Origin of the sequence: Chryseobacterium sp. IHB B 17019 (assembly GCF_001456155.1) — a bacterium.
Lineage (GTDB): Bacteria > Bacteroidota > Bacteroidia > Flavobacteriales > Weeksellaceae > Chryseobacterium.
Genome location: NZ_CP013293.1, coordinates 558,360 through 570,793, shown reverse-complemented (window position 1 = coordinate 570,793; position 12,434 = coordinate 558,360). Strand labels below are relative to the sequence as shown.

At 36.1% G+C, this 12,434-nt stretch carries 9 protein-coding genes; 7 read left to right on the top strand and 2 right to left on the bottom strand.

Features of this window, described 5'->3' with window-relative positions; translation table 11 throughout:
- Positions 1-221: 221 nt before the first annotated feature.
- Positions 222-1,508 (bottom strand): adenylosuccinate synthase, encoded by a 1,287-nt coding sequence (locus ATE47_RS02640; RefSeq protein WP_062160500.1) that lies wholly within the window; start codon positions 1,506-1,508, stop codon positions 222-224.
- A 184-nt stretch (positions 1,509-1,692) separates the two neighbouring features.
- Here ATE47_RS02640 and ATE47_RS02635 point away from each other — a divergent pair, with 184 nt between their 5' ends.
- The 3 genes from ATE47_RS02635 (at position 1,693) to ATE47_RS02625 (ending at position 3,450) form a co-directional block, all read left to right on the top strand.
- Entirely contained in the window at positions 1,693-2,475 is a 783-nt protein-coding gene (locus tag ATE47_RS02635) for a hypothetical protein (protein ID WP_062160499.1), read from the top strand.
- Complete coding sequence (locus ATE47_RS02630; RefSeq protein WP_062160498.1) at positions 2,465-2,950, top strand: hypothetical protein; 486 nt, start codon at positions 2,465-2,467, stop codon at positions 2,948-2,950. The genes ATE47_RS02635 and ATE47_RS02630 overlap by 11 nt, the downstream gene beginning before the upstream one ends.
- Positions 2,951-3,198: 248 nt before the next feature.
- The gene (locus ATE47_RS02625; RefSeq protein ID WP_062160497.1) at positions 3,199-3,450 is read left to right on the top strand and encodes a type II toxin-antitoxin system ParD family antitoxin; all 252 of its coding nucleotides are present in this window, start codon (positions 3,199-3,201) and stop codon (positions 3,448-3,450) included.
- A gap of 127 nt (positions 3,451-3,577) precedes the next feature.
- Here ATE47_RS02625 and abc-f read toward each other — a convergent pair whose 3' ends face one another.
- On the bottom strand, positions 3,578-5,167 hold the full coding sequence (abc-f, locus tag ATE47_RS02620; RefSeq protein WP_062163420.1) for a ribosomal protection-like ABC-F family protein: 1,590 nt from the start codon (positions 5,165-5,167) through the stop codon (positions 3,578-3,580).
- Positions 5,168-5,685: 518 nt separating this feature from the next.
- Between abc-f and ATE47_RS02615 the strand changes: the two genes are divergently transcribed.
- From ATE47_RS02615 to obgE, 4 genes are all read left to right on the top strand, one after another.
- Positions 5,686-9,681: a T9SS type B sorting domain-containing protein gene (locus ATE47_RS02615; RefSeq protein ID WP_062160496.1), complete on the top strand. Its 3,996-nt coding sequence runs from the start codon at positions 5,686-5,688 to the stop codon at positions 9,679-9,681.
- A gap of 345 nt (positions 9,682-10,026) precedes the next feature.
- Positions 10,027-10,581 carry a hypoxanthine phosphoribosyltransferase gene (hpt, locus tag ATE47_RS02610; RefSeq protein WP_062160495.1) on the top strand — a complete coding sequence of 185 codons (555 nt, stop codon included), beginning with the start codon at positions 10,027-10,029 and terminating at the stop codon, positions 10,579-10,581.
- Positions 10,582-10,707: 126 nt separating this feature from the next.
- The gene (locus ATE47_RS02605) at positions 10,708-11,286 is read left to right on the top strand and encodes an adenylate kinase (RefSeq protein ID WP_062160494.1); all 579 of its coding nucleotides are present in this window, start codon (positions 10,708-10,710) and stop codon (positions 11,284-11,286) included.
- 80 nt (positions 11,287-11,366) lie between these two features.
- The gene (gene obgE / locus ATE47_RS02600; protein ID WP_062160493.1) at positions 11,367-12,350 is read left to right on the top strand and encodes a GTPase ObgE; all 984 of its coding nucleotides are present in this window, start codon (positions 11,367-11,369) and stop codon (positions 12,348-12,350) included.
- Positions 12,351-12,434: the final 84 nt, after the last annotated feature.

The following is a 12,434-nucleotide window of genomic DNA, read 5'->3' as shown; positions in this document are numbered from 1 at the left end:
GACTGACAGCGTTTGGTAGCTGAGGCTCTCGAAGCTACCAGTCCCGCGACCCTAGCCCCGATTGCAGCATTTGTTTGAGCTCATTTTCGGTTTTTTTGGGCGGCGGCAAAGCCGCCGCCCAAAAAACCCGAAAATAGCGAGTGCGGAAAGCGGGAAATAGCTCCTGAATAAAAAAAGAGACCATCAAATTGACGGTCTCTTTTTATTTATTTAAAAATTCCTTAGAATAATTCTTTTCTGATGATGTTCTGACTTCTTTCCGGTCCTACGGAAACTAAGTAAACATTGATTCCCAGATACTTCTCGATAAATTCGATGTATTTCTGAGCGTTGTCCGGAAGTTCATCGTAGCTTCTGGCTTTCGTGATGTCTTCTGTCCAACCCGGAAGCTCTTCGTAAATAGCTTCGTAATCATATAATTTTGTAGTTGAAGAAGTGAAATAATCGATGATTTTTCCGTCTTCGGTTTTATAATGAGTAGCAATTTTTAAGGTTCCAATTCCTGTAAGAACATCTAGTTTTGTAATCACTAAGTTATTGATACCGTTGATCATACAAGCATGCTTTAAAGAAACTAGGTCTAGCCAGCCTGTTCTTCTTGGTCTACCTGTTGTAGCTCCGAACTCACCACCGATTTGTCTGATTTTCTCACCCAATTCGTTGTCTAATTCAGTTGGGAAAGGTCCGTTTCCTACTCTTGTGCAGTATGCTTTTGCAACACCGATCAGGTTTTGAAGGGATGTTGGCGGAACTCCTGCTCCTGTACAAACTCCTCCTGTTGACGGCGAAGATGAAGTTACGTATGGATATGTTCCGAAGTCGATATCAAGCATCAATGCCTGAGCTCCTTCGAATAAAACGTTTTTGCCGTCTCTGATAGCTTCGTTCAGTTCCAGTTCCGTATCAACGATTCTGTCTTGAAGCTGTTTTCCGATTTCTAAAAATTCGTTGTAAATTTCTTCAACGTCTAATGTCGGTTTTCCGTAATATTTTTCGAAAAGAGAGTTTTTAACCTTTACGTTTTTCTCAATTTTGTCTCTTAAAATTTCAGGATTCAGAAGGTCTACCATTCTGATACCGATTCTTGCGATCTTATCTTCATAGCACGGCCCGATTCCTTTTTTCGTCGTTCCGATCTGCGTTCCTCCATGTTCTTCCTCGCGGTAGGTATCCAAAAGAATGTGGTAAGGCATGATCACATGCGCTCTTCTGCTGATAAAAATATGGTCAGTTCTAAGTCCTTTACTTTCAATCTGACCTACTTCTCTAATAAAAGATTTAGGATTTACCACTACTCCATTCGCAATGATACACTTCCCTTTGCACTGTAGAACTCCTGAAGGAAGAAGGTGTAAAACAAATTTCTCTTCACCCACATAAACCGTGTGACCAGCGTTGTCTCCCCCTTGGAAACGAACAACATAATCCGATTTAGCCGATAAAACATCCGTGATTTTTCCTTTACCTTCATCTCCGTACTGAAGACCTACAACTACGTAAGTTGACATATTTTACTTTTGTTTTTAGATTCATGCAAAATTACTTTTAAAAAATTGGGTGGGCAAATTTGTGGTGGAATTTATTTTTGGGTGGGTGGGAATCATGTGATTGGAAGTATTAAAATATTTAGTTTTAAATAATAAAGTCACGTCGCATAATTTTTTGCAATAAAAATTTGTTTACTTTTGTTTTGTGGAAAGAAATGGTCAAATAGAAATAAAAGTTTCTGGAAAAATTGGAAACGTAGACATAAATCCTGATAATTTTGATATCAAGGAAATAGTTTCTATATTAAATAATGTTGATGATTTGCTATATTCAGGAGACAAAAAAAATAGACCTTTAATTTCTTATGACATTCAAGAAGGTTCTGTTAGAAATATATTTAAAACTGGAATACAATATATAGTTAGCTTTAATGCTATACTTGGTTTAATTTCCCAAACTAATACAATTGATTATCTTGATTTAACAACCGCTAAAGCCATTGAAAATCTTCAAGATTTAGCAAAGAAAAAGGATTTCGCACTTGATATTACCACATCACTTGAAGGCTCTAATAATATTCGAATTGATAAATTTTCTGATTTCAAAAGAACTGAAGCAATTTGGGCTGAAGCAGAGTTTTATTTTTATGGAAAAATCACTAATGCTGGAGGTAAAGATAAAGCTAACATTCATTTATTAACTGATGAATATGGAACAGTTAGGATCCAAACTCCAATTTCATTCCTAGAACAGCAAGAGGAGAATATTCTATATAAATCTCTAGGAATAAGAGCCAAAGGAAACCAACATTCCGAAAATGGTGAAATTGATTTTACAAATTTAGAATTCATTGAGCTAATTGATTACAATCCCATTTTTGATGAAAATTATTTGAAAAAATTAAGAGATAAAGCAAAACAATCTTGGCTTTCAAATATTAATCCAGATGAATGGTTAAGACAAATAAGAGGAAGCTATGAAAGTTAATGGAGTTTTACTAGATACAAGTTTCTTTATCAGATTTTTAAATGATGGTGATCCATTATTCAAAAATGCCTTAGAATATTATAAATACTTTTTAAGTAAAGAAATTAAAATGTATGTTTCAACAATTTCAATTGCTGAATATTGTGTGGGAGGTTCAATAACAGAACTCCCTTTGAGAAATTTGGCAATTCTTCCATTTAATTTAAATCATGCTACCAAAACAGGAGAAATAGCCAAACTTGTTTTTACAAAAAAAGGAAAACTAAAACTTGCTGAGAGAAATATAATTCCGAACGACTCAAAATTATTTTCACAAGCGGATGTAGAAAAAAATATTACTTATTATTTATCTTCTGACACAGAAAGTATCAAAATCTATAATCTTCTTCAAGAAGAAGGACAAAAACCTGATTTTAATTTTATAGATTTAAATATTCCATCACATGAGTATTTTGGATACTTAGATTTAAAGTAATTTTTTTTGGTTCATTAAAAATCAAACCTAAAAAAATTATAATAAATTACCATCATCAACCCCAATCTCCCTCAAAAGCTCCTCATCATGCGAAATCACTACCAAAGTTCCATGATAGCCCTCAATAGAATTCGTGAGAATTTCCACGTTTTTTGAAGATCTAAATTATTTGTCGGTTCATTAAGTTTCAATTAATTCATTTTGAAGCAATACCAAGAATTGGTACCTTTGATTTAAAATTAAATCTAATGGCAAAAAACACATCCATATTATTAGGCGATTATTTTGATAATTTTATAAATCAGCAAATTAAATCTGGAAAATATTCTTCTGCAAGTGAGGTTGTTAGAACAGCTTTAAGAATGTTTGAATATGAAGAATCCAAAAAAACAGAATTAATCAATGAATTAAAAAAAGGAGAAAAATCCGGTTTTGCTGAAAATTTTGACCGTAAAGAATTTCTGAAAAATCTACATCAAAAACATTCTGCTGACTCATGAAATAAAGAAAATGGAGAAATTGAAATCATCAGAATTCTTCATCAGCAAATGGATATTTTAACAAGATTAGATGAATAAAAATATAAACCTAACAGGTTTTAAAAACCTGTTAGGTTTGCTCTTCAAATTATCCCAACAAAACCTCACTCCTCACCCCAATCTCCTCCAAAAACACCCCATCATGCGAAATCACCACCAAAGTTCCATGATAATCCTTAATAGAATTCGTCAGAATTTCCACATTTTGAAGATCTAAATTATTCGTTGGTTCATCAAGAATAATCATATCGGGAGCTTTATTGCTGATTGAAAGTCCGCACAGAAGGAGTCGCAGACGCTCTCCGCCACTTAAAACATCGCATTTTTTGTCCCAGCTTCCTTTTCCGAATAAAAATCTTGACAATAAGGTTTTCACTTCCGATTCCTGCAACGTATTATTGTTGAATTGTTGGGCAAAATCATAAACTGTTGCCTCTTTATCAATCAAAGAATACTCCTGATCAATATAAATCGTCTGAAAATCCGATCTCGAAATATTTCCGACAGAAGGTTGTAAATCTCCCAACAACAGCTTGATCAACGTTGTTTTTCCCGAGCCGTTTGAGCCTTTAATACAAATTCTGTCACCACTGCGGATTTCAAGGTTGAGGTTTTCTTTCCAAAGGTTTTCTTCATCATATTTAAAATTAATTTCCGTCGCCGAAATCAAAATTTTACCGAAATGCAGATTTGAATCATTAAAATTCACTTTCATCTGATCCGCATTTCTCACAGACGAGCGCAAATCCCGTAAGTCACCGGAAATATCATTGATTTTCTCGGCATGAATACTTTTCAGTTTTGACGAATTTTTCTCGGCATTATTCCGCAACGTATTCATCATAATTCTCGCAACGCCTGATTTTTCCTGCTTTCCTTTTCCTCTTGCATCGAGTTTTTGCTTCCGTTCCAACGTTTCCCGTTCCTTTTCTTTTGCCTTTTTCAGCGCTCGTTCTTTGGAATGAATATCGTTTTGCAACGCTTCATTTTCGATTTCTTTTTGTTCGGCATAAAAATCATAATTTCCGCCGTAGGTTGAAATTCCCTGATTGCTCAATTCAAAAATTGTATCAACCAAATTCAGCAAAGCACGGTCATGACTCACAATTACGACGGTTGAATTTGTTTTTTCAATAAAATCATACAACAAATTCCGTCCTTCCAAATCGAGATGATTGGTTGGTTCATCGAGCAAAATAATTTCAGGCTGGTTAATCTGGATTCCGGCAAGAAAAACCTTTGTTTTTTGTCCGCCACTCAGGCTTTCCAATGTTTGATTTAAATCTAAATTTTCAAGCTTCCAGTGTTGTAAAGCAGCCTTACAGCGTTCTTCAATATCCCAATCATCATTTAAAACTTCAAAATAGATTTGATCCACTTCCCCATTCGTAATTTTTTGAAGTGCATTTAATTTTTTGTCGATTTTTAAGCATTCCGCCACCGTTAGATGATTAAAATTCCCGAACATCTGCGGAACATAGAAAATATTCCCTTGAATACTGACATTACCTTCTAAAGGTTCAATTTCGTTCGCGATGATTTTCAGCAACGTAGATTTTCCCGTGCCATTACTTCCCACCAATGCCAATTTTGTGTGAGTTTTTATCGTTAAGTTGATAGAATTAAAAAGTAGATTCCCCGCAGGAAACCCAAAAGATATATTGTGTAGAAAAAGCATGATTTCTTTCTTAATACAGTTAGACATCGACAACCAAAAAGGTCGTCACTTTATTAAAATCTGAAAGAAATTGTATCCTACATTGCTTTTGTTTTGGAGTTTGTGAGTTGCAAAGATAAATAATTTTTGTCATTCTGATGAAGGAAGAATCTCTATTCCCTCTCAATCATATAATTTCATCTCCCCTTCTTCTTCTTCTTTTTTTTAGAAGCTATTTCCAGCTTTCCGCTATATCTTTTTCGCCAACGCCTTTCAAAGCCAATTCAGAAAAAGGATGCCGCTGCAATCTGGGCTAGGGTTTGTGTCGTTTTTTTAAACTATTTAGTATCAATTCATACTAAAAGTAACAATTCCAAAGCCAAAAAAAATAATGAAAAAACATATAAAAAATTAATATTTTTCTAAAAATATACAAAATAATTATATTTTATTTTAACATCCATACATTTAACTTGCTTATTTACAGTTAATTGCTTTTACTGATAAAATAATTTATTTTTGCACCCTAACACACACAAATGAAGAACAAATTACTCACTTACTTTGCCCTGATATTATTTTTTATATCCGGTAAACTGCTCTCCCAAACGTATCAACTTACCGGAAACCCTATAAATACTACAGGCTGGGATATAGTTCCCTCTGCAGTAGTAAGTGGTGACTTTATCAGATTAACCACCGATCAAATTGCTCAAGTAGGTGGTATTAAATTAGCTGCCCCTATCAATTTGAAGTATTGCGACAAATGGAAAGTGGAATTTGATTTTAGAATTGATGGAAATGGAACATATGCTCACGGAGACGGGGTTTCATTTTGGTATTTAGCAAATCCTCCGGTTACTTATACAATAGGCGGTGGCCTGGGAATTCCTAATAACGCTACAGGATTAATGGTGGCTTTTGATACTTATAATAACTCTACCGATACAGAGATGAGTAAAGTTCATCTTTTATATGGAACCAACAACGTAAGTAATGGGAATATAGAATTTAATACTACCGCGGGAAGTACATTTCACTCTCCCAATCTTACCAGCCAACCTTTTGTAGGAGCAAATTATAAGCATGTGGAAGTAACGGGAGAAATTGATCCCGCAAATTTTAATAATTGGATTATTAAGATAAAAATAAACAATATTCAGATTGTTAATCAGTCTTTTGCACCTTCTGGAGGTGCTTCCACTATGACTCAGGGATATTTCGGTTTTTCAGCTTCTACAGGTGCTGCAAGTGCGCGACAATCAATTAAAAATGTAAAAATATATACCGATAAGGTTCCTATTTTACAAAATACAATATCCCAATCTTTTTGCACAGGAAATGGAACCGTAGATTTGACTACTTATAATTCTCAATTCGTTTCCAATCCCAGCAATTATATTTTCACTTATTATGTTCAGGGAAGTGCAAACCCAATTGCAAACCCTACAAATTTTCAGTTTAATACGAACACAACAATTACTGTTGTCATCAAAGACTCTTCATCGTTATTGTGCGACAATGCCGATGGAAAAATACAACTCAACATCACTCAAGTTCCACAACCTGTAATCACCAGCTCATCACCAACAATATGTTTCGGTGGAAGTGTTATCCTTACCTCCAATCAGGCTACAGGAAACACATGGTCTACAGGGGCTACTACACCATCGATCACTGTTACAACACCGGGAACTTATACAGTAACAAATACTAGTGGAACCTGTACGAGTGCTCCGGCATCAATAACTATCACTGCCGAGAATGACCCAAATGTTCAAATCGCAGGAAATTTAGTTTTATGTGAATCTGCAACACAGCTCACAGCCTCTGCCAACGGAACAGGAAATACATTCGCATGGTCAAACGGATCTACAGCAAATACGATTTCTGTTTCTACTCCGGGAACTTATACGGTGACGGTAAAAACTCCGGCAAATTGTCAATATCAAAAATCAGTAACGGTAACACAGGGAGTAGTTCCGGTGGTGCAAAACTCAAGTTTAAGCCAGTGTTCTGCTTCTACAACGGCTACTTTTGATCTTACCTCTGCGCAACCTGCTATCAGTACTACGCCGGGAGTAAGTTTTGATTATTATATCAATCAAGCCGATGCATTAGCAGGAAATGCCAATACTATTGCAAATCCTGCGGCTTTTGTTTCAGGGAATGCAACAGTTTATGTTCGTGTAAAATCATCGACATGCTCGAAGGTTGCAGAATTACAGCTTAATATTACTCAAAACGGATCACCTGTAATCACCAGCTCATCACCGACAATCTGTTTCGGTGGAAGCGTTACCCTTACCTCCAATCAGGCTACAGGAAACACATGGTCTACAGGGGCTACTACACCATCGATCACTGTTACAACACCGGGAACTTATACCCTAACAAATACTAGCGGAACCTGTACAAGTGCTCCGGCATCAATAACTATCACCGCCGAGAATGATCCTAATGTTCAAATCGCAGGAAATTTAGTTTTATGTGAATCTGCAACACAGCTCACAGCTTCTGCCAACGGAACGGGAAATACTTTCACATGGTCAAACGGATCTACAGCAAATACGATTTCTGTTTCTACTCCGGGAACCTACACCGTGACGGTAAAAACTCCAGCAAACTGCCAATATCAAAAATCAGTAACGGTAACACAGGGAGTAGTTCCGGTGGTGCAAAACTCAAGTTTAAGCCAGTGTTCTGCTTCTACAACGGCTACTTTTGATCTTACCTCTGCGCAAACTGCTATCAGCACTACGCCGGGAGTAAGTTTTGATTATTATATCAATCAAGCCGATGCATTAGCAGGAAATGCCAATACTATTGCAAATCCTGCGGCTTTTGTTTCGGGGAATGCAACAGTTTATGTTCGTGTAAAATCATCGACATGCTCAAAAGTTGCGGAATTACAATTAATTATAAATCAAAAACCAGTTCCTGTAATTTCAGCTTCTGCGATTGCTATTTGTAATGGCAATAGTATAACGTTATCATCGAGCTTTACGACGGGAAATGTTTGGTCAAACGGACAAACCACACAAAGTATTACGATAAATACTCCCGGAACTTATACCTTAACCAACAATAATGGAACTTGTACAAGTGATCCTGTTTCTATTACAATAACAGCAGGAATAGATCCTAATATTCAAGTCACTGGAAATTTAACATTCTGCCAAGGCTCTTCCACCCTATTAACGGCTACAGCATCAGGCACAGGAAATACATTCTCATGGTCAAATGGTGTAAATACAGCAACAAATACGATTACCGCTCCGGGAACTTATACAGTAACAGTTACTACACCATCGGGTTGCCAATATCAAAAGTCAGCGACTATAATAATGGATCAGGCTATCACTGTAAACATTTCAGCTCCTGCACAAATCACATGTATCAATTCTCAAATTACACTTAATGCGATCTCATCCGTTTATCAACCGGGAGCTACTTTTTCGTGGACGGCAACAGGGGGTGGAAATATTGTATCAGGCGGAAATACTTTAACTCCAGTAGTCAATGCAAGTGGGACTTATACGCTTACTATAACAAGTTCAAATCCATTAGGTTGTGTAAAACAAGGTTCAGTAACGGTAATTGGCAATGCAAATCCGCCAGTTATTTCTATCACTGCACCTTCTTTAACAATTTGTAAAGGGCAATCAGTTACCCTTACCGCATCAGGAGCTGTAACATACACATGGGCCGGATTATCCGGTAATGGGAATACTCAAACAGTTTCTCCTACTTCTACAACTACATATACAGTAAACGGAGTCGGGGCAAATGGCTGTGTATCTCAAACACCGGCAACAATTACCATTACTGTAGTTCCTGAAATAGTCTCTTCCTTGCATAATATAGAAATCTGCGAAGGTGACACAGGTATTTTAGATGCAGGATCAGGCCCGAATTACGCCTACAGTTGGAATACAGGAGCAACAACTCAAAAGATCAACGTAACAACTGCAGGCACTTATACAGTAACCATTAACAATGGGGCCTGTTCTAAAGTATTTTCGGCAACGGTTTCATATATTCTTAAGCCAGAAATCATTGACGTAACCTATAACAACAACACATTGACAATCAATGCAAAAAATAATGGAAGTACCCCTCTGGAATATTCTATTGATGGAGGAGTAAGCTGGCAGGCTTCTAATGTTTTTACTAATGTTCTTAAAAATACTCAATATCCTATCAGAGTTAGAAACAAGGGAACTTCTTGTGATGCCAATGTAGAATATTATACATTCTTTATTTCAAATGTAATCACCCCAAATAGTGATGGTATAAATGATGTAATAGACTTTAGCCAACTTATTAAGTCTAAAAATTTTGAGGGAAGCATTTTTGATAAATATGGAAAAGAGGTATTCAAACCAACTGCAGCAAACCCAAAATGGAATGGGCAATATACGGCAAGATTACTTCCTACCGACACCTATTGGTATAAATTATCGTGGGAAGATTCCATTACCAAAAAAACAATAAAATTATCCGGCTGGATTTTATTAAAAAATAGAAATTAAAATTTTTCTACAAAACATAAATGAGAGCAGGAAAATACTTGCTCTCATTTTTAAATTTAATGATTTTTTCTTATTTGATTTTCAATAACTAATTAAGGCAAACTCAAGAGATATACTCATTAGATTCAATTTAGAATGACCATATCATTTCAGAATGTTTTAATTAAAAAATTGAGAGGCAATATTTGAATAAATTTTTTGCTGAATCTCATCAATAACTTTACTTTAATTTTTTAGATTAAAGCTTACCTGTTGAAGAGACTTACACCATGTTTCACGAATCTGAAATAAACAAGAAAATATTTTCATCAAAAATCCGTAACTTTGCCGACTACTAATTTTTTTATGGAAAGTATTAAAGTTCACGACAAAACTTTCGTTCCTTATTTGGAGGACGCCGAAATTCAGGAGATTGTAAAGGCAACGGCTTTAAAAATTTATGAAGATTACAAGGATGAAGTTCCTGTTTTCATTGGTGTTTTAAACGGGGTAATCATGTTCTTCTCAGACCTGTTGAAGCACTATCCGGGAAATTGCGAGATTGCTTTCATCCAGATGAGCTCGTATGCAGGTACGGAGTCTACCGGCATCGTTTACCAGAAAATGGAATTAACGAAAGACGTAAAAGACCGTCATATTATTCTTGTGGAAGACATAGTAGATACAGGAAATACTGTTGAAAGTCTTTTCAAATATTTTAACGAAACACAACGTCCGAAATCTGTAAAAATAGCTTCATTCCTTTTAAAGCCTGAGGTTTATAAAAAAGATTTTAAGCTGGATTATATAGGAAAAGAAATCCCGAATAAATTTGTTTTGGGTTATGGACTGGATTATGATGAATTGGGAAGAAACCTTCCGAATTTATACCAGTTAGAAGAAGGTCAAATCAATCATTAGATTGCCGACAGCTACTAGCTTCGGCTTTTAGCTTTACAAATTAAATCGAAATAAAAAGTAAAATATTAACTAAACAAAGCTAAAAGCAAGACGCCAACCGCCAATTGCTATAAGCGAATCAACACTATGATAAACATCGTTCTGTTCGGCCCTCCAGGAAGTGGAAAAGGAACACAAGCTCAAAACTTAATCGAAAAATTTAATTTAAAGCAAATCTCAACGGGAGACCTTTTCAGATTCAATATGAAAAATGACACCGAACTTGGGAAACTGGCAAAATCATACATCGATAAAGGAGAATTGGTTCCGGATCAGGTAACAACAGATATGCTAATTGATGAAATCAGAAAACCGACCGATGCTGCAGGATTTATTTTCGACGGATACCCGAGAACTGCTGTTCAGACGGAAGCCCTGGAAAAAATCGTGAAAGAAGAACTGAATGATAAAATCGACGTTTGTCTTTCATTGGTGGTTGAAGATAAAATTTTGGTGGAAAGATTGCTGAAAAGAGGTGAAATAAGCGGAAGATCAGACGACAGCAATGTAGAAATCATCGAAAACAGAATAAAAGAATACTACACAAAAACAGCTGAAGTAGCCGAGCTTTACAAGCAACAAGGCAAATATGTAGAGATCAACGGCGTTGGAGATATCAACGAAATCTCTGAAAAGCTTTTTGCTGAAGTAGAAAAAATAAAATAGTTAAAAGTTGTGAGTGATGAGTTTTAAGTTATTACAATTCATTCTCATAATTCATAACTCATAACTCATAATTATAAGAAATGTCAAATTTTGTAGATTACGTAAAAATTCATTGTAAGAGCGGCCACGGTGGTGCAGGTTCTGCGCATCTTCGCCGCGAGAAATATATTCCTAAAGGCGGTCCTGATGGTGGAGATGGAGGTCGCGGAGGTCACGTTATCATGAAAGGAAATGCTCAGGAATGGACTTTACTACCCCTTCGATATACCCGTCACGTAAAAGCCGAACGCGGTGAAAACGGAGGCAAAAACCAGCTTACAGGAGCCTATGGAGAGGATGTTTACATCAATGTTCCCATCGGAACTATTGCTAAAAATGAAGATGGCGAAATCATTGGTGAAATAATGGAAGACGGCCAGGAAATTATCCTGATGGAAGGTGGAATGGGAGGAAAAGGAAACGAACATTTCAAATCTTCTACCAACCAGACTCCACGATTCGCCCAACCGGGAATGCCGGGTCAGGAAGGATATATCGTTTTTGAACTTAAAATCCTGGCAGATGTAGGTCTTGTAGGGTTCCCAAATGCCGGAAAATCTACGCTTTTAGCTTCTGTTTCAGCTGCAAAGCCGAAGATCGCCAATTATGCATTTACCACTTTAACGCCCAATCTAGGAATCGTTGATTACAGAAATTACAAGTCTTTTGTAATGGCTGATATTCCGGGAATTATTGAAGGAGCTGCGGAAGGTAAAGGTCTTGGACACAGATTTTTAAGACATATTGAAAGGAATTCAATCCTGTTATTTTTAATTCCAGCTGATTCTGAAAGTCACTTCCAGGAGTTTAAAATTCTGGAAAATGAATTGAAAGAATATAACCCTGAATTGCTGGATAAAGATTTTATTATTTCCATTTCAAAATCCGATCTTCTGGATGAAGAGCTGAGAAAAGAAATTGCTGCAGAATTCCCTGAAAATAAGAAACCCCTGTTTTTCTCAGGTGTTACGGGAGAAGGCCTTATGGAGTTGAAAGATGCAATTTGGAAACAACTTCATGGATAAAATTGTAAACAAATATTAAACATATAAAGTACACTTTTTGTGTACTTTTTTTATTAATATTGATCACTTCATCAAACCTATGTT